General features: G+C 43.5%; 20 protein-coding genes. 9 read left to right on the forward strand and 11 right to left on the reverse strand.

Annotation, left to right across the window (positions count from 1 at the left end):
* Positions 1-4 precede the first annotated feature (4 nt).
* The 5 genes from AACV32_RS10075 (at position 5) to AACV32_RS10095 (ending at position 6,628) form a co-directional block, all read left to right on the forward strand.
* Positions 5-1,945 carry a site-specific integrase gene (locus AACV32_RS10075; protein WP_170895033.1) on the forward strand — a complete coding sequence of 647 codons (1,941 nt, stop codon included), beginning with the start codon at positions 5-7 and terminating at the stop codon, positions 1,943-1,945.
* Positions 1,938-2,627, forward strand: a complete 690-nt coding sequence (locus tag AACV32_RS10080; protein WP_170895032.1) for a hypothetical protein — start codon at positions 1,938-1,940, stop codon at positions 2,625-2,627. The genes AACV32_RS10075 and AACV32_RS10080 overlap by 8 nt, the downstream gene beginning before the upstream one ends.
* 173 nt (positions 2,628-2,800) lie before the next feature.
* A complete protein-coding gene (locus AACV32_RS10085; RefSeq protein WP_170895031.1) occupies positions 2,801-4,765 on the forward strand; it encodes an ORC-CDC6 family AAA ATPase in 1,965 nt (654 codons plus the stop codon).
* Positions 4,766-4,963: 198 nt separating this feature from the next.
* On the forward strand, positions 4,964-5,476 hold the full coding sequence (locus tag AACV32_RS10090; RefSeq protein ID WP_170895030.1) for a hypothetical protein: 513 nt from the start codon (positions 4,964-4,966) through the stop codon (positions 5,474-5,476).
* Between the two features lie 198 nt (positions 5,477-5,674).
* A complete protein-coding gene (locus AACV32_RS10095) occupies positions 5,675-6,628 on the forward strand; it encodes a type IV toxin-antitoxin system AbiEi family antitoxin (RefSeq protein WP_170895029.1) in 954 nt (317 codons plus the stop codon).
* Positions 6,629-6,636: 8 nt separating this feature from the next.
* On the opposite strand, the gene AACV32_RS10100 is transcribed toward AACV32_RS10095, so the two are convergent.
* Positions 6,637-6,867, reverse strand: a complete 231-nt coding sequence (locus AACV32_RS10100; protein ID WP_170895028.1) for a hypothetical protein — start codon at positions 6,865-6,867, stop codon at positions 6,637-6,639.
* A gap of 655 nt (positions 6,868-7,522) precedes the next feature.
* A complete protein-coding gene (gene mutY / locus AACV32_RS10105; protein ID WP_170895027.1) occupies positions 7,523-8,548 on the reverse strand; it encodes an A/G-specific adenine glycosylase in 1,026 nt (341 codons plus the stop codon).
* Positions 8,549-8,959: 411 nt separating this feature from the next.
* Between mutY and trmB the strand changes: the two genes are divergently transcribed.
* A complete protein-coding gene (trmB, locus tag AACV32_RS10110) occupies positions 8,960-9,679 on the forward strand; it encodes a tRNA (guanosine(46)-N7)-methyltransferase TrmB (protein WP_026027213.1) in 720 nt (239 codons plus the stop codon).
* A gap of 143 nt (positions 9,680-9,822) precedes the next feature.
* The gene (glsB, locus tag AACV32_RS10115) at positions 9,823-10,743 is read left to right on the forward strand and encodes a glutaminase B (protein ID WP_026028230.1); all 921 of its coding nucleotides are present in this window, start codon (positions 9,823-9,825) and stop codon (positions 10,741-10,743) included.
* An 81-nt stretch (positions 10,744-10,824) separates the two neighbouring features.
* On the opposite strand, the gene hemW is transcribed toward glsB, so the two are convergent.
* From hemW to AACV32_RS10150, 7 genes are all read right to left on the reverse strand, one after another.
* The gene (hemW, locus tag AACV32_RS10120) at positions 10,825-11,982 is read right to left on the reverse strand and encodes a radical SAM family heme chaperone HemW (protein WP_170895026.1); all 1,158 of its coding nucleotides are present in this window, start codon (positions 11,980-11,982) and stop codon (positions 10,825-10,827) included.
* The gene (locus tag AACV32_RS10125; RefSeq protein ID WP_017042394.1) at positions 11,982-12,581 is read right to left on the reverse strand and encodes an XTP/dITP diphosphatase; all 600 of its coding nucleotides are present in this window, start codon (positions 12,579-12,581) and stop codon (positions 11,982-11,984) included. Before AACV32_RS10125 ends, hemW begins: the two co-directional genes overlap by 1 nt.
* A 12-nt stretch (positions 12,582-12,593) precedes the next feature.
* Positions 12,594-13,025 carry a DUF4426 domain-containing protein gene (locus AACV32_RS10130; RefSeq protein ID WP_013857823.1) on the reverse strand — a complete coding sequence of 144 codons (432 nt, stop codon included), beginning with the start codon at positions 13,023-13,025 and terminating at the stop codon, positions 12,594-12,596.
* A gap of 42 nt (positions 13,026-13,067) precedes the next feature.
* Entirely contained in the window at positions 13,068-13,358 is a 291-nt protein-coding gene (yggU, locus tag AACV32_RS10135; protein ID WP_026028741.1) for a DUF167 family protein YggU, read from the reverse strand.
* Complete coding sequence (locus AACV32_RS10140) at positions 13,358-13,915, reverse strand: YggT family protein (protein ID WP_170895025.1); 558 nt, start codon at positions 13,913-13,915, stop codon at positions 13,358-13,360. The genes yggU and AACV32_RS10140 overlap by 1 nt, the downstream gene beginning before the upstream one ends.
* A 70-nt stretch (positions 13,916-13,985) precedes the next feature.
* Positions 13,986-14,804 (reverse strand): pyrroline-5-carboxylate reductase, encoded by an 819-nt coding sequence (gene proC, locus AACV32_RS10145; RefSeq protein WP_069582293.1) that lies wholly within the window; start codon positions 14,802-14,804, stop codon positions 13,986-13,988.
* Between the two features lie 61 nt (positions 14,805-14,865).
* Positions 14,866-15,567: a YggS family pyridoxal phosphate-dependent enzyme gene (locus tag AACV32_RS10150; RefSeq protein WP_017049526.1), complete on the reverse strand. Its 702-nt coding sequence runs from the start codon at positions 15,565-15,567 to the stop codon at positions 14,866-14,868.
* Positions 15,568-15,592: 25 nt separating this feature from the next.
* Here AACV32_RS10150 and AACV32_RS10155 point away from each other — a divergent pair, with 25 nt between their 5' ends.
* Positions 15,593-16,630: a type IV pilus twitching motility protein PilT gene (locus tag AACV32_RS10155; protein WP_013857819.1), complete on the forward strand. Its 1,038-nt coding sequence runs from the start codon at positions 15,593-15,595 to the stop codon at positions 16,628-16,630.
* Positions 16,631-16,640: 10 nt separating this feature from the next.
* Positions 16,641-17,747, forward strand: coding sequence for a PilT/PilU family type 4a pilus ATPase (locus AACV32_RS10160; RefSeq protein ID WP_017048293.1), 1,107 nt, complete (start codon positions 16,641-16,643; stop codon positions 17,745-17,747).
* A gap of 83 nt (positions 17,748-17,830) precedes the next feature.
* Here AACV32_RS10160 and ruvX read toward each other — a convergent pair whose 3' ends face one another.
* On the reverse strand, positions 17,831-18,259 hold the full coding sequence (gene ruvX / locus AACV32_RS10165) for a Holliday junction resolvase RuvX (protein ID WP_017045508.1): 429 nt from the start codon (positions 18,257-18,259) through the stop codon (positions 17,831-17,833).
* Between the two features lie 82 nt (positions 18,260-18,341).
* Positions 18,342-18,905, reverse strand: a complete 564-nt coding sequence (locus tag AACV32_RS10170) for a YqgE/AlgH family protein (RefSeq protein ID WP_013857816.1) — start codon at positions 18,903-18,905, stop codon at positions 18,342-18,344.
* Positions 18,906-18,921: the final 16 nt, after the last annotated feature.

An 18,921-nucleotide genomic window follows, 5' to 3' on the forward strand; every position in this document is an offset into this window, starting at 1 on the left:
AAGTATGAATAGAAAAAAAGAATTAGTGGATGGTTTATCGGTAAGTCATGTTGAGGCAACTCGTTCAACTCAAACTATCACAGTACAAAAAATAAAATATGCAACGTTTCAAGAAAAATTAGGGTTGTCGATCGGGTTTTATGATGGTTATGACTTAGGTAGCTACGGTGATGACATCTGGTTACTCCAACATGTTAGTGGAAATGCAAATATTCCACGATCCACAAAAAATCTCTCATTTACAAAGGAATGTGAAACGCGAAGTGTTAAGTGTTCAACTCATCAACACGGCTATAGCATATATGAGGCTACCCGAGATTGTCTGTGGCTACGATTCTCTGATGGGATCTCGGCCAATACTCTGAAAGGAGATTTAAAAGCATGGAAAGTATTCACGCAATGGTGGGTGAATACTTTCCATGGAATGGCATTTGAAGATTGGCTTCAATCGCCTACGGGGTTAGAGCAATATGTTCGGTGGATAAAGCAAGACTTTCGTCCGGGACACGAAAACTCGTATGTAAGCAAGGAAACTCAGATATTCAGGCTTCAGCCAATTCATCAGTTATATAACTATCGACATTTGTTAAAAGCAGGATTTATCCATCCCCCCTTTAGAGGGCTAAAAGGTCAGTCGGTCGTCGGTAAAATCAAGAAGCGTCACCAGACACAAGTCATTGAGGAGGATAAGTGGCGAGCATTAATTCAGGCTGCATGGGATTGTGTTGATTCGTCTGAACATTCGCTCCAAACCTATGTTGACTATTGGACAACTAAACAATCAGAATTTGTTGCATCACCCACTCGGGATAAAAAAAATCCTTCAGCATCCACGGTGACCAACAGGAAGAAAGCCTTCCTATTGAATAAAGGATATGAGACTTATGCTGAACTTGAATTGGACATTATTTTATTTGAAGGTGCTGCGATAATTCTGATTCTGGCACTAACCGGTATGCGCCAAAGTGAATTATCAGGCCTATCGATGGATTGTTTCCAAGATAAGAAAACCGAGTTTCTATCGACGAATTATGGTTCAAGCTTCCTTCGTGGGGTGACGTATAAGTATTCGTATTTACCTGAAGGACAACATCACATATGGTTAGCCCCTCAAGAGATAAATGCAGTCATTGAACGAGTCAATCAGTTGAATCGACATCGTCGAGAAAAAAACCAGCGACTGATGTCTTATGGCGACGGACAGTTCGAGTCATTGATAACTAGTGAGGCAATCAAAGCATCAAATAGCTTGTTTTTGTCTTCAGGTATAAACTCAACACACCGTTATTCTTTAAGATTAGACACAATTACTATTGGTCGCAGAATTACTCGTTTTGTTGAGTATTCAGGGGTAAAAACAACAGCAAAAATTACCCCTCATCGATTTCGTCGTACTTTTGCTCGTTTTGTAGCGTTATCCCCTCTAGGAAGTGTCGAGGCGTTGCGGGAGCAATTTGGACATCTCTCTGCGGATATTACGGAGTACTACATGCAAGGTGGCGATGATGAGCTGTTAAATTGGATTGCTGAGGATCAGAGTGAGTTTCAAAAGTCCGTCATGGATATGCAGGTAGAAAGTTCTCGACCTAAGCATGGTGGCTTAGGGGAGTTGATGGCTAATGAACAATATGCAGCACGAGATTTTAAAACGGCGAAAAATCTAAAAACGCTTCAGAAACAGATTGGCACTGGAATGGAGGTGCAGCTAAATGCGCATTCGGTTTCCGTTCGGCCGGTTGATAAAGGTGCTTGTTCAAATAATTGTCGCCTCAATCGAATCCAGTGTATTTCGTGTGAGAACTGTGTCATTACGACCGCGCAATTACCATTTTGGGAGGACCAACTCCAAATGATGGAAGCGTGTGAAAAAGAAGGGATCGTTCAAGGACTTGATAAAGTTCGTGATCTCGTTCATCAATTGAAAGAAGAAGCGCTGTATGGCTAGTCACGACTTTGTTGAGAGAGTGAAAGAGGCTTTGCATGCTTTAGATGACATTCGCCCTGAGGATGTGTTGTTAGGGCGACAAAAAATGATGTCGTTACGGTTGTTTTCTCAGACGTTCGACATTAGTCGAACGTCGCTAGGCAATCATCGTGATGTAGGCCAGATGGTTTCGAAAGCCATTGATCGTTGGAATGATGTGCATGTATTAGTTCATACCACTTTGAAAGAGTCTAAACCTCAAAATAAGAAAGACAAACTTCAGAAGACAATTGATGAACAACTAATTACAATTCAAAACCTGCGCCAAGCACAGATCGATGAATGGCAAGAAAAGCGTCAGTTTGAAAAAGAGCTAAAAGAGGCGCTTTCAAAGTTAGAACAATTAAAAAATGTCGGGCGATTCCCTTCTATCGTTGAGGGGTTTACAGTTCACTACGCAAATTCAACGCCACTCTGGTTTCAGTTTGAGGTCTTACGACTGTATGGCGCAGAACATGAACCTATGATGCGCAATGTCGAAGAACTAAAAAATCGTTATGGCCCTTTGTTACCTGGCGGAGTAGAAGCCTTTTACTCACTGCTCGTGAGACCCGAGCCCAGCTTTCATGGGCGAACAATGATTGAATCATTGAAGGCTAGTTCTGAGGATGTTGAAAGTTTATTGAAAATGCGTAGTGCTTGAAGTGGAAGTCCAAGATTGCTTGGACTTTTTTATTTTAGAAGGTATGTCGATTGATCATCGCATAAACCTGATTTTGTACCCCTCCCTGTTTTATATGAACGAAAGTAATGTGTTTTCAGTTGGATATGATACTTGTACAATGTTTGTACTGATCCTTGCGTAAGATACTCATTATGACTCCATTGAGCGAAATTTTAGCGACTATGCCCCGAAGAGCGGAGAAAAAACCAGATAACTACTTAGTGGATTCTTTCGTTCATATTGGGTCAGTTTTCCCTTTATTTTCCTGTTTAGAAAATCAAATAATTTACGGTCGTCGAGGTACGGGTAAAACTCACCTTTTGAAATACTTAAAAAGTGAAGTGAATAAATCGGGAGTGCCTTGTTTAGAAATTGATATGAGAACAATGGGCTCTACGGGAGGGATGTACGCTGACGGTAGTATTAGTATAACTGAAAGAGCATCTAGGTTACTTTCTGATACCTTGTGCGATATCCGTGAGCAAATATTAGATGTTTGCTATGACAGTGAATCATGTGACTTCTCTCAACTTATACCATTACTAGACGAGTTTGTTGAACAGGCAACAAATATAGTTATTCAAGGCAGTATTGATAAGGAGCTAAGTACTAGTAAAGCAATATCATCGGCTTCATCAGCTAAACTGTCAGCTGGGCTTTCTCTTCAGAGTAGTATATCGGCTGATTTGGAGTGCTCACAGTCTATAAATGATTCTGGTACGGTCACTACGAGAGAATCTGGTCAACAGACCTTAAGAATTCATTTTGGAACTTTATCACGAATTCTTAAGCGTATAGTACAAAAACTACCAGAGAGCAGCTTACTTATCTTGATTGACGAATGGAGTGAAGTTCCATTAGACCTTCAACCTTATCTGGCTGATATGTTGAGACGAATTATATTTTCAGTTCCAAGTATTACAGTAAAGATAGCAGCTATTAGTCACCGTTCACGGTTTCGCATACATGATGAAAATGGTGCGTCAGTAGGTCTAGAAGTTTCATCTGATGCATCGGCATCGTTAAATTTGGACCATTTCATGGTTTTTGACAGCGATAAAGAGCAATCCGTGGAGTTCTTCAAAAGTCTTATTTTTAAACATGCGAAAGCGGCAGATAGAAAAAACATAATACCAGACGATGTTGAGAAGTTTATATCGATGGTATTTAAGAATAAGAATGCTCTTGAAGAGTTTGCTCGAGCTAGTGAAGGAGTTTCCCGTGACGCTATAAATATCATTTCTCAGGCAGCACAACATCAGAAAGATCAAAAAATCGGTGTGAAAGGTATAAGAAATGCTGCTAGAACTTGGTATACCACATCAAAGAGTAAAGATATTAACTCTCGTACTGAAGCTGTAGGACTATTGGAATGGATTGTATCTGTGGTAATCGGTACGAAGAGAACTAGGGGGTTCCTAGTTAACAACACTACGAACGATGAACTTATAGATTATCTTTACGACTCTAGGGTTATTCACTTGGTTAAACAAGGCGTTTCGGTAAGGTCTGCCCAAGGTTTTAAGTACAACTTATATTCATTAGATTATGGATGCTACTCTCATTTGATTAATACTAGGGATGAGCCACAAGGACTGATTAATGACGAGACAGGGTATATCAGTGTCCCCAAAATAGATAATAGCTACGGGAAAAGCTCTATATTGGATTTGGATAGCTACTATAAACTAGGACATCTTCCGTTATTTGAACAAACACAAGATATAGAGTTAACGACACATTTTTATGAAAGGAATGATGATGTGCTCGATTTTGATGATGGTATTTTTAATAAAATACCGAAATATTTAGAAGCTCAGAAAATAAAAGGGACTATTTATATCCCACTTATATTTGTAGCGCTTGTGCTCAGGTACAAACAAGGCCAAGAACTTAGTAATGGAACTGAAATTACTAAAACAATCAATAACTACCTAATTTCTCAGCCGAAGAATGAAAAGGCTCCGAACAATATTTCTCGAGCGTTAAGAACCGAACCTGTCAGCAATGAAAAATGGATTATTAGGCGTGAGCGAAGTGATGGACCATTTTTCGAACTTTCCTCTGATTGGAGAAAACATTGGGAGGAGTATTTTAAACTGGATCCTCCGATATAATCAGCTTATGGGGAGGTATTTACCGGAGCTGTAACGACTAAATTTTTTACTTTAACCAATTAATCTTTCGAGTTAGTCATTGTCATAGGCCATTCCTTTCTCATAATGGAATGTTACCAGTCAGCTTTTTCACGATTTGAGTTTTTTCATGATTCATGAAATATTTAATTTCGTGAAAATTTGTTGGAGTCTCATGTCATGAGAGCACACATCAGTGAGTGGGTTAAGCAACTTCCAGATGACCTGAATGCCACTGTAGTCCAGTGGGACGATGGATCACAATCTGGTGTTTTGTCGCTTCATGAACAAACACAAGATATAGAGTTAACGACACATTTTTATGAAAGGAATGATGATGTGCTCGATTTTGATGATGGTATTTTTAATAAAATACCGAAATATTTAGAAGCTCAGAAAATAAAAGGGACTATTTATATCCCACTTATATTTGTAGCGCTTGTGCTCAGGTACAAACAAGGCCAAGAACTTAGTAATGGAACTGAAATTACTAAAACAATCAATAACTACCTAATTTCTCAGCCGAAGAATGAAAAGGCTCCGAACAATATTTCTCGAGCGTTAAGAACCGAACCTGTCAGCAATGAAAAATGGATTATTAGGCGTGAGCGAAGTGATGGACCATTTTTCGAACTTTCCTCTGATTGGAGAAAACATTGGGAGGAGTATTTTAAACTGGATCCTCCGATATAATCAGCTTATGGGGAGGTATTTACCGGAGCTGTAACGACTAAATTTTTTACTTTAACCAATTAATCTTTCGAGTTAGTCATTGTCATAGGCCATTCCTTTCTCATAATGGAATGTTACCAGTCAGCTTTTTCACGATTTGAGTTTTTTCATGATTCATGAAATATTTAATTTCGTGAAAATTTGTTGGAGTCTCATGTCATGAGAGCACACATCAGTGAGTGGGTTAAGCAACTTCCAGATGACCTGAATGCCACTGTAGTCCAGTGGGACGATGGATCACAATCTGGTGTTTTGTCGCTTCAGCTAGATGGTATGGAGCACAACTTCAAGTGTCAGTTTAAACTTATCCATCGAAAAGAAAGCTTAGTGAGCTTTCAACAATCCGTTGGACTGGATACTGTTTTGCTTTGTGGGGCGTTAAGCGATTTTTTGGTCGCACAGAGCAAGGCCCTTAGCCTTAATTTTATCGATCTTAAGGGGAATGCAAGGATCGTGAGAAAAGGTTGCTATATCCTTATTCAGTCCCCTCCTGAAGTGCCGATTCAGTTACCCGTCAGTGCATCAATGACTCCTGGTGTGGTTCGATGTGTATTTGCTTTGTATGCTGAATCATCCTTACTGCAAAGCTCGTATCAACATATTGCGGAAAAGTCTGGCGTTTCATTGGGTATGGTTGCGAAAACCATGACCTATCTAAAGACAAATCAGTATCTATCGAGCACTAAAAGCAATCGACGTTTATTAAATCTCGATCAGTTGTTGTATGAATGGTTGCTCGGATATAAGCGATGTATTGTCGAAAAGTCTCAGCGTATACGGTTACCAACACCGAAGCGATGGGAGGACATCCCAGTCACACCTGATGCGACATGGGGTGGAGAAGTCTCAGCCTGTCAGTTAACAGAGTACCTTATTCCACAAGAGCTCTTGCTGTTTAGTGAAACTGCACCTAAAAACTACCCAATAGCACCAGATAATGTCATGACGTTCTTATGGAGCAAACCTTTCTGGGGAAAAACGTTGGTGTTATCAGAGCAAGCGAAAGCTCTTCTGGCCACAGGAGATTTGATAGCCTCTCAGGATGGTCGGAATAGAGAAGTGGCAGCGCTTTTGAATGAGAAGTACTTAAACATTAAAACATTGCCACTGTGATTTCATGCTTATTCCGGTGATTGAACCGTGATATCGCCACGGCGAACCAACATGCAAAAGCGTGAGTAATCTTGAGTGTACACATAAACGCGATGCGGAACGCTAGCCCCCCTCATGAACTCGTCAAATGCCATGAGTGTCTGCGGTGGTAAAGATGATGGGTCGACCACTTTAAATGGCACGTTCGGTAACTCAAATTCTTTGAGGTTTGGTAATAATTGATCAAAGTTATCTGTCATTGTTCTTTCTCTATCAACTCTTCTTTAGAAGCGGGTGTGGGTCCTTTAGAAACATACAGAACATTTGGCCGATTGGTAGATGTAAACGAGCCATATTTTGAAACTTTTAAACTTTCAATACCGATTTTTTGAAAAGTATGAGTTTTAAATTTATTTATAAAAAATAAAATTAACCGTAATGCATTGTTTATTAGTAACTTTTGGTTAAAACCCAAAAGTCTCCCACGTGGGAGACTTTTTACTAATCCCCTGTCATTTTTTAATTCAAGGTCACCTGTATTTAAATGTTTTCCATCATTGTTTTTTCTCTATCAACTCTTCTTTAGAAGCGGGCGTGGCTCCTGTAGAAACATACGGGGCATTTAACGGATTGGTCGATGGGAAAGAGCCATATTTCAAACTTTTAAACTTTCAATACCGATTTTTTGAAAAGTATGAGTTTTAAATTTATTTATAAAAAACAAAATTAACCGTAACGCATTGTTTATTAGTGAATTTTTGTCAAAAAACCAAAAGTCTCCCACGTGGGAGACTTTTTAAGATGAAATAAAATAAATTTATGATTAAGTTATTGAATTTAAATGTTAATTAGTGGTTTTTATAAAGGTGTGCCACGTGGCACACTTTTCATCATATTCCGTGATTTTCTTTTATTTCAAGGCCGCTTTTTTAAATGTTTTTCAATGAATGTTCGGATTGGTTTTGGAAGACCTAAGTCATTCAAATTGTTAAATGGAATCCATTGCTGTTGAGCGTTTTCTACACCTAACTTATTGATGAACCATACTTTCCCATCAAGCTTATAATGTGAAAATGTATGTTTAAATGAGCCTTGCAGTTTGACGTGATCACCTAACTGCTCAGGTTCAATATAAATCTGGGGTAAACACCACAGTGCGCCCCAAATACCATTATCAGCCCGTTTTTCGAGTAGCAGCTTTCCATTGGATTCTATCCAGAGAAAATGCCCGGGTTTGGTCGGGATGACTTTCTTGGGTTTTGGTGTGGGTAACTCACTGACGCGATTAGTTTGGTATGCGATACATGTGGTGGTGAATGAGCACGCACCACAGTCAGGCGATTTAGGTTTGCAGAGGGTCGCACCCATATCCAGAAGGCCTTGGGCATACTGCCTGTTATTGATTGTTGGCGTATAAGCTTCTGCAGTGCTCCAGAGCTGCTTATCTACAGCAGAGGTACCCGGTACCCCTTCGATCCCAAAATAACGGCAAAATAGGCGTTTTACGTTGCCGTCTACGATAGGGCCGTATGTATTGAACGCAAATGATGCGATCGCCCCTGCGGTATACCGACCCACGCCTGGAATTTCTTGTAGGGTTTTCACGTCAGATGGAAACTCATCGGCCCATGTTTCATGAATATAAATGGCTGCTTTACGTAAATTTCGTGCCCGCGAGTAGTAGCCTAAACCTTGCCAATGGTTCATGACTTCATCTTCCGTTGCGTTCGCAAGTGCCTCAATGTTCGGAAAACTAGCCATCCAACGTTCAAAGTAAGGAATGACGGTAACTACTTGTGTCTGTTGCAGCATCACCTCAGAAACAAGAACACGATACGGTGATGGATTTTGTTGCCACGGAAGATCATGTCGACCGTGTTGACGTTGCCAAGTCAGTAAGTGCTCTTGAAATTGCTTCGGTGTAAGCGATTTTGTTGCCATTAGTTTTAGTAATCCGATTGAGTTAACTTTTGCCGATAAAATCGAAAGTGAACCACATATATTGAAAGAAGTTTAATTGTCTTATAAAAACAGATAGTTATGTTAGAGTGCCACTAAGCGGTCGTGATTCTTCGACACAGCCAAACGCTGTAGGCCGTTTTGTTTTGTTGCCACGGCAAATGTTTGCGCCCATAGGCGTCATACCATTTTAAAATGGCGTTAGCGAAAGGTGTCACGACAGGCTCTTTGGTTTATAGTTTTAGTGGAGCAAAATTGCACCACATAAATGTGACGTTGTAAAACGGACAAATTGTGTGGATTTATCCAACAAGTTTATTTCGATAACACTTGCACCGAGAATAATTCTTTGGATAATCCCCGCTTTGATTAATCAATGTGCAGGCAAGATCAATGAGTGAAGTAACCACCAACGAATATACCGAAGAAGGCAAAATACTGCGTCGAATCCGTAGTTTCGTTCGTCGTGAGGGTCGATTAACCAAAGGCCAAGAAGCGGCAATGAATGAATGTTGGCCAACAATGGGTATTGATTTCCAGCCACAATTGCTCGATTGGGCGGCGGTTTTTGGTAACGATAACCCGGTGGTTTTAGAAATCGGTTTTGGTATGGGCGCTTCATTAGTTGAAATGGCTAAAAATGCACCGCAAAAAAACTTCTTTGGTATTGAAGTGCATAGCCCAGGTGTTGGCGCCTGTTTGTCAGCCGCTCGTGATGCTGGCGTGACTAATTTACGCGTGATGTGCCATGATGCAGTGGAAGTGTTTGAACACATGATCCCTGATGGTAGCCTGCATACACTGCAACTGTTCTTCCCTGATCCTTGGCACAAAAAACGTCACCACAAGCGCCGTATTGTGCAGTTAGAATTTGCGGAAATGGTGCGTCAAAAACTAAAAATGGAAGAGGGTATCTTTCATATGGCGACGGACTGGGAAAACTACGCTGAGCATATGATTGAAGTGATGAATCAAGCGCCGGGCTTTGCCAATATTGCCGCAGAAGGTGACTATATTCCTCGTCCAGAAGAGCGTCCTTTGACTAAATTTGAAGCGCGTGGTCACCGTTTAGGTCATGGTGTGTGGGATATAAAATATAAACGTACCGCGTAACGACTCACTTTTATTGCTGCAACAAAATTAGCGATTAAAGAAAAGCCAACATTGTTGTAATGTTGGCTTTTTCGGCCTTAGCGCCCTACGAAAATCATTATAAAAATAGAGAAAAACATTTCTCACCCGAGGTAAAGTCACCCATGAAGCTAACACCCAATCTACTTGCTGATATTTTGTGTGAGGTTCGCCCACTGATCGGCAAAGGAAAAGTCGCCGATTACATTCCTGCTTTAGCCAAAGTACCGAATAACAAGCTGGCGATTGCGGTTTACACCAATCAAGGTGAAGTGATTTCGGCTGGAGATGCCACGGAAGGATTCTCAATTCAATCCATCTCTAAAGCTTTGAGCTTAACGCTCGCTATGATGCTTTATAAACCAGAAGAGCTATGGCTTCGTGTCGGAAAAGAACCTTCAGGCCAAGCGTTTAATTCGATGATCCAGCTTGAAATGGAGCAGGGCATTCCGCGTAACCCTTTTATCAATGCTGGAGCTATTGTGGTGGCGGATATGCTGCATAGCCGTTTATCAGCCCCTCGGCAGCGCTTACTGGAGTTTGTACGTCAGTTGTCGGGTGAAGAGGGCATCGTATACGACAAAGTGGTAGCGGCTTCAGAAATGATGCACAGCGATCGCAATGCCGCCATCGCCTATTTGATGCGATCGTTTGGTAATTTCGATAATGACGTTATCCCGGTCCTGCACAACTATTTTCACGCTTGTTCACTTAAAATGAGCTGTGTTCAATTAGCGAAAACCTTCAGTTATCTGGCGAATAAAGGGGTGTCCGTGCATACCAAGGAAGCGATAGTAACGCCGACACAAAGTAAGCAGATCAATGCCTTATTGGCTACTTGCGGTTTGTATGATGGCGCAGGAGAGTTCGCTTATCGTGTTGGCATGCCGGGTAAATCGGGCGTAGGTGGCGGTATTATTGCTGTTGTTCCTGGGGAGATGACGATTGCGGTTTGGTCGCCAGAGCTTGATGCGTCAGGTAATTCTTTAGCGGGCACTAAGATGTTAGAACTCTTGGCTGAGCGTATTGGTCGCTCTATCTTTTAAGTTCAATATTCTCTGACAGCCCGTGCTTTTGGCAAAAGATTGGCTACCGATTAGGTTAGCCAATCTCTTGGGTTTATCTTTTTAGTCGTCAGCCATAAAGGCTTCGAGCAAGTCATTAAGAAACAGTTTTCCTTTTTCTGTGATTTGCCAGTGACTTTCGGTTTGCGTTAAATAGTGTTCGGCTAGTGCCCAATCTATCGTTGGCTGAATCACGCTTAAACTTAATCCAGTTGTTTCAACAAAGTCTTGTTTCGGACAAGGTTCCATCAAGCGAAAGCGGTTCATGAAGAATTCAAAAGGGCGATCCGCAGCGGCGACTTCAAATTCGTCATCCAAGTAAGGTTTGAGTAAATTGAGATAGCCACGCGGATGCTTCACCTTAGTGGTGCGTACAATACGCCCATCGTTAAAGCTGAGCTTGCCATGCGCGCCACAACCAATCCCTAGATAATCACCAAAGCGCCAGTAATTTAAGTTGTGTTGGCATTGATAGCCGGGCTTGCTATAGCCAGAAATTTCATACTGCACGTACCCAGCGGCGGCCAATTTTTGGTGACCCAGCTCAAAAATATCCCACAGCGCGTCATCATCTGGCAAAGTAGGCGGTTTAAAGTAGAAAACCGTATTAGGTTCAATGGTCAGTTGATACCAAGAAAGATGAGGTGGGTTTAGTTCAATCGCTTTGTCTAAATCGTCCAGCGCTTGTTCACAGTTTTGATCGGGTAAGCCATGCATCAAATCTAAGTTGAAGCTGTTTAAGCCAATTTGATGAGCTAATTGAGCGGCATTAACCGCCTCTTGCTGACCGTGAATTCGCCCTAAACGTGCCAGTTTTTGTGGCTCAAAACTTTGTACACCAATCGAGATGCGCGTCACCCCTGCTTGTCGATATCCAACAAAACGGTCAGCTTCTACCGTGCCCGGGTTGGCCTCCATGGTGATTTCAATCCCAGGCTTAAACGCAAGACGCGCTTCAATGCCTTGCAGCAGGCGAGCAATACCTTCAGCAGAAAAAAGACTCGGTGTACCACCGCCAATAAAAATGGAATGCAATGGGCGAGGATGGTCTGCAAGGCGGTATTTGGCGATATCGGTATCGAGATCCTCCAATAGCGCATCAATGTATTCACGTTCAGGAATATCGTGCTTTAGCGCGTGAGAGTTAAAATCACAATAGGGGCATTTTTGTACACACCACGGGATGTGCACGTACAAACTCAGCGTGGGTGGTTGCAACATTATGAATTTTGCTCGCTTAAGGTTTTAAATAGCATTTTTAGCGCTTTGCCACGATGTGAAAGCTGCTTTTTACGTGCAGGTAGCAGTTCAGCTGAAGCGCAGTTATCTTCAGGGACAAAAAAGATCGGATCATAACCAAAACCGTTACTGCCGTGAGCTTGGTGCAAGATGCGACCTTGCCACGTACCATGGCAGACCAATGGTGTTGGGTCATTTTCGTGACGCATGAAAACCAGCACGCAATGAAAACGAGCGGTGCGTTGTTCGTCTGGTACGCCTTCCATCGCCGCTAATAATTTTTCTAGGTTTTGTTGGTCACTGGCATTTTCACCAGCGTAGCGCGCCGAGTAAATCCCCGGAGCACCTTGCAGATAATCCACTTCTAAGCCGGAGTCATCGGCAATCGCAGGTAAGCCAGTGATTTTGGCAGCATGTCGTGCTTTGATGATCGCATTTTCAATAAAGGTGGTGCCAGTCTCTTCGGCTTCTGGGACGTTTAATTCTGTTTGCGCCACCACATCAAAACCGAAATCAACCAGCAGATCAGCCATTTCGCGCACTTTGCCTTGGTTTCCTGTGGCTAATACTATTTTTTTCATTGCACTATTTCTCTATTCTTCGACGTAGAATTTTTGGGTGAATTTAAGCTTACCGGTGCCTTTTAAGCCCGCATCAACCTCAATGTCAAAACTCAAATTCTCTTCATTGGTAATGGGGAATTCAGCGAGGTAATAAATCGCGTTGCCCTCTTTGAATTGTTTAAATTCAAGTTCACGCACCTGACCGATTAGGTTTTTCGCATTGCCTTTGAGTGTCGCTTCCATAGCTGGTTTACCTAAGGCCGAGTTATCTAATACGCTGATGTTTAAAATAGCCGAGTAACCATTACGTTTTAATTGATAACTGCGCGCCACTTGTGGCGTTAAAAATGTTGAGTTGAAAGCTGAGTAGTGAACTTCAACATTCTTGATGGTTTGAAACTGCTCGGCGAGTGTGGGTAGCGAAATAAAGGCTATAACAAACGCTATCATCCATTTACGCATGTGGTGCTCCTTACAAAACAGAGTGGGCTAAATAAAAAGCCATCACAAGATGGCTTCAATCGGCTGTGGTATCACTTGAGGTGAATGAATTCGGACTTGTTTATGACGTCCCAATTCCCCTTTTTCTATCTCGATTAAACCTTTGGCGACTTTAAATTGTTTGGCCAAGAATTTGGTTAAATGCGCGTTGGCTTTGCCATCAACAGGCGGTGCGGTGATGGCAATTTTGAGTTCCTCATCATGCAAGCCGACGATACTATCGCGGCTTGCTTTGGGTTGGATGTAGAGCTTGAGGATTAGATCCTCTCCCTCTTGCCAAACAGCAGATGACATTACAACTGATACCATACTGGGCCAATAAAATCGCCCATTAGGAAGTTAGCAAACTGCAGCACAATAAACAGCACCAATACACTTAAATCAAAACCACCCATTGCTGGTAGAATACGGCGGATCGGCGCAAGCATCGGCTCGGTTAATTGATAAAATACGTATTCAATCGGGCTGCGGCCTTGGCTAACCCAACTAAGAATAGCGCGGATCAACAGCACCCAGAACAGTAAACCGCCAGCGGCTTTGACTAACGAGAGTAAGCCTAAGAATAAAAAGTAGACGCTAAAACTAACTGCACCACCTGATGCCACCAGCATTAAGGCAATAAATTTCAATACGCACAGCACGTACGCAAAGAGAACCGTGGCCAAATCTAGGCTACCAATGGATGGAATCGCTCGGCGCAGTGGGCCAACCACAGGTTGCGTTGCTTTGACGATAAACTGGGAGAATGGGTTATAGAAATCGGCACGCGCTGCTTGTAACCAGATGCGTAAAATTACGACCATGATGTACAGATCAAACAGGGTGGAGATCAAAAAACTCATTGAATTCATAGCTAGCCCTTAATATGAGTAGAGTGTCGTTTGCGCTTTTGCGCTATAGCTTAGTGAAACGCCACTAGGATTAAAACAGTTTTTCCATTTCTTGTGCACGAGTTACGGCCGCTTGCATCGCTTGTGCAACGATATTGGCAAGTTGATGCTCGTTAAAGGTGCGAATCGCCTCGGCGGTGGTGCCGCCTTTGGAGGTCACTTGTTCACGCAATGTCGAGAGTTCAATCTCAGGGTTTGCCACCACCATTTCGGCTGCGCCTAACGCCGCTTGTTGTACTAACAAACGGGCCGTTTCTTTATCAAAGCCTTGAGCGATGGCTTCATTTTGCATCGCTTCCATAAACAAAAAGAAGTAGGCAGGCGCACTGCCTGCGGCGGCGATGATGCCATTAATGGCGGACTCGTTTTCAACCCAGCACACTTCACCAACGGCTTGTAGCAATTGTGCGGTAAAGCGTTTGTCTTGCTCTGATACGCTTGGAGTGGCAAATAGACCGCTCATGCCTCGATTGATCAGCGAAGGTGTATTGGGCATGGCGCGTACTAGTTGTAGTTCGGTTGCCAGCATCTCATTAAGGCGCGCCGCAGAAACACCTGCTGCAATGGAGATCACCAACTTATTTCTAAAATCAATGGATTGCAAAGGTTGACAGACACTGGCCATCAACTGCGGTTTGACCGCCAGTACCACCACATCGGCTTGCTGCGCTGCGGCAAGATTATCGCTTGTGGTGTGAATGCCACAAGCACTTTCCAGTGGTTTGCGTCTTGTTTCTGACGGTGCGGTCGCGGTAATTCTATCAGCTGGATAACCGCTGGCGACTAAGCCTGCAATAATTGCTTTGGCCATATTGCCTGCACCGATAAAAGTGATGTTTCTCTGCTGCATCTGCTGACCTCTAATTGCTTGTCGCTGATTGATTATTATGTGGTTGATAGATAAGCCAGTGCTAAGCGTAATCACGCGCACCAAAAATAGCGGTGCCGATCCTCACCATAGTGCTACCAGCTTCAATCGCCGCTTGCATGTCGCCACTCATGCCCATTGAGAGCGTATCTAACCCTGAAAAACGTTCAGACAATTGCGCTTGTAAGCTCGCCAGTTTTTGAAATGCGGCAAGTTGCGCAGCGTAATCGGGGACATTCTCAGGAATAGACATCAGTCCTCTTAACGTGAGGTTGGGTAGCGCGGATATCAACTCTGCCAACTCAACTATTTCGTGTTCACCAATGCCCGATTTCGAGCTTTCGCCGCTGGTGTTGACTTGAATCAAGACCTGTAGTGGTGGCATGCCTGCTGGGCGTTGATCATTTAAACGCTGGGCAATTTTACTTCGATCCACCGTATGCACCCAAGCAAAGTTCTCGGCCACAATGCGCGATTTATTGGACTGAATTGGGCCGATAAAGTGCCATTCTAAATCCAGTTCGGGGTGCAAGGTATTGAAGTATTGAACTTTATCCGCGCCCTCTTGCACATAGTTTTCACCAAATAAACGTTGCCCAACGCGCGCCGCTTCTAGAATCGCCTCGACAGGTTTGGTCTTACTGACCGCTAAAAGTTGCACTCTCTCTCGAGCGCGTCCACACTTTTGTTGTGCACTTTCAATTTGTGAAGTGATCTGTTCAATGTTTTGTTGAATACTACTCATAGCCTGACTTTACTAAGGAAATTAAATGGATATCGCTGAGCTACTGGATTTTAGTGTAAAGCACAACGCTTCGGATCTACACCTATCTGCAGGTGTTCCACCTATGGTACGGATAGATGGTGAAGTAAGAAAGCTCGGAGTGCCTGCTTTTACTCATGCTGACGTGCATCGTTTGATTTTTGAGATCATGAACGATGCTCAGCGTAGTGAATTTGAAGAGAAACTGGAAGTGGATTTCTCATTTGAGCTGCCTAATGTAGGGCGTTTTCGTGTCAATGCTTTCCATCAATCTCGTGGCTGCTCTGCGGTTTTCCGGACGATTCCTACGGTGATCCCAACCTTGGAAGAACTACAAGCGCCTGACATTTTTAATAAAATCGCCAATTATGAGAAAGGATTGGTGCTGGTGACTGGGCCAACAGGGTCGGGTAAGTCGACCACACTGGCAGCAATGGTTGATTACATTAATTCTCATCACAACAAACACATTTTAACCATTGAAGACCCCATTGAGTTTGTGCATAGCAACAATAAATGTTTGGTTAACCAACGTGAAGTACACCGAGATACCCACAGTTTTAAAGCGGCGCTACGCTCGGCGCTGCGCGAAGATCCGGATGTAATCTTGGTCGGTGAGCTGCGCGATCAAGAAACCATCAGCTTAGCGTTAACCGCGGCTGAAACCGGGCATTTAGTGTTCGGCACGTTACATACCAGCTCTGCGGCGAAAACCATCGACCGGATCATTGATGTGTTTCCCGGTAGTGATAAAGAGATGGTTCGTTCAATGCTCTCTGAATCATTGCGAGCCGTGATTGCGCAAAAGTTGCTAAAACGTTTAGGTGGGGGCCGCGTCGCATGTCATGAAATTATGCTTGCCACTCCAGCGATTCGTAACTTGATCCGCGAGGATAAGGTTGCGCAGATGTACTCTATCATCCAAACGGGTGCGGCGCATGGCATGCAAACCATGGAACAGAATTCCAAACAGTTGATTGCGCAAGGTATTGTCGATCAAGAAGAAGTGCAGAAAAAACTGGAAGTCAATTCATCACCATTTTAAGAGAGAGCTCATGGAACTGAACCAATGTCTTGAGGGTATGTTGACTCAAAAAGCTTCCGACTTGTACCTCACCGTAGGAGCGCCAGTGTTATTTCGCGTCGATGGAGAGTTAAGAGCTCATGGCGAAAAGTTATCCCAAACGCAGGTGATGGCGTTGTTAGATGCCATGATGGATGAGGATCGCCGCCGTGAATTTCAACGCACACGTGAAGCCAATTTTGCAGTGGTGAGAGAGATTGGCCGTTTTCGTGTCAGTGCTTTTTTTCAGCGTGAGCTGCCCGGTGCGGTGATCCGCCGTATTGAAACTCATATCCCCACTTTTGAAGAATTAAAGTTACCGGGCGTGTTGCAAGATCTCTCGATTGCAAAGCGTGGGCTGGTGCTGGTGGTCGGCGCTACGGGGTCGGGCAAATCGACCACCATGGCGGCCATGACGGGCTATCGTAACTCGCACCGAACTGGGCATATTTTAACAGTGGAAGATCCGATTGAGTTTGTGCATGAGCATCAGCGTTGCATTGTGACCCAGCGAGAAGTGGGGTTGGATACCGAGAGTTACGAAGTGGCGCTGAAAAACTCGCTGCGCCAAGCCCCTGATATGATTTTAATTGGTGAGATCCGTTCACGTGAAACGATGGAATATGCGATGACCTTTGCCGAGACTGGTCATTTATGTATGGCAACGTTACATGCTAACAATGCCAACCAAGCGCTTGAGCGAATTTTGCATTTGGTTCCTAAAGAGCAAAAAGAGCAGTTTTTGTTTGATCTGTCGATGAACCTCAAAGGCGTTGTGGGGCAGCAGTTGATCCGCGATAAAAATGGCAAGGGACGACATGGTGTGTTTGAGATTTTACTCAACAGTCCTCGAATTTCCGATTTGATCCGCCGCGGTGATCTGCACGAATTGAAAGCGACGATGGGCAAATCAAAAGAAGTGGGGATGCAGACTTTTGACCAAGCACTGTATCAACTGGTCGTTGAGGACAAAATCAGTGAACAAGATGCACTGCACAGCGCTGACTCGGCTAACGATTTACGTTTAATGTTAAAAACAAAGCGTGGCGAAGGGATCAGCAGTGGCACATTGGATAACGTGCAGATTGATATGGAATAGTCGCAGTTTAAGACGAACAATCCCGAACTCGATTCGGGATTGTGCTGCACCGCTGTATTAAAGTTAAGTTACGCGAGGTTAAGTTACGCGCCCCATTGCGCTTCAAACCAGCTCTCTAAGATCACTACAGCTGATTGGCAATCGACATTGCCTTTGCTCAGCGCCTTATAGCCGCCCATGGCAAACAAGTCGGCGCGGGCTTCCCGGGTTGAAAGCCGTTCGTCATGCATCTCGACGGCTAAGCCAAAGCGCCCGTGTAAACGCTGCGCAAATTTTTTGGCTCGTGGGGTAATGGTTTCTAATGCTTTGCCGTGCAAATCTGTTGGTAGCCCTACCACCAATAAATGGGGTTGCCACTCTTTGATCTGCTTTTCGATCTCTTCCCAATGTGGAATTCCGTCATTGGCTTTAAAGGCTTTAAGTGGCGATGCGGTGCCTGTAACTTCTTGGCCAATCGCACTGCCGATGCTTTTGGTGCCAAAGTCAAAAGCCATAATGGTTCTGGATGTCATAATCAGTATCTTGAATGGTGCAACGAAGGCTCTAAAAAGGCGCGTTACCTAGTTAGAGCCGTAAAGGTTAGAGCCGTAAAAGTTAAGCATGCCCAGCTTGTGCTGAGAGTTGGATGGGGTCAATGCCGAGTTTTTTAATCGCCTGATTCCACTTATCGTGAATGGGCGTATTAAAGATAACATCTGGATCGGCCTCAATGGTTAACCAAGAATTTTCAGCCAGCTCTAACTCAAGTTGACCGGGCTCCCAGCCTGAATAACCCAGAGCCACAAGATAGTGACTTGGTTCGGCATCCGTGCCCAGTACCGCTAAAATATCTTTCGATGTGGTGACGGCAATGTCATCGCTCATACGGATGCTGGATTCATAATGATCTTTCGGTCGATGTAGGATAAAACCGCGATCTTCAGAAACAGGACCGCCATTCAATACGGGCCTTTTTAGGCTATCAAGTTGAAGCTTCGGGTAGCTTGGCTCAACATCGACTTGGTTTAACATGCCGCCCACGGTGATATCAATCGGCACATTAATCATCAAGCCCATCGCCCCTTCTTCATTGTGCTCACAGATGTAAATAACACTGTGCTTGAAGTAAGGGTCTCTCATACTTGGCATGGCGACTAAAAAATGATTTGTAAGATTCATACTGCCTCCAACCTAT

It is taken from the genome of Vibrio sp. B7 (assembly GCF_963888765.1).
Classification (GTDB): Bacteria; Pseudomonadota; Gammaproteobacteria; order Enterobacterales; family Vibrionaceae; genus Vibrio; species Vibrio anguillarum.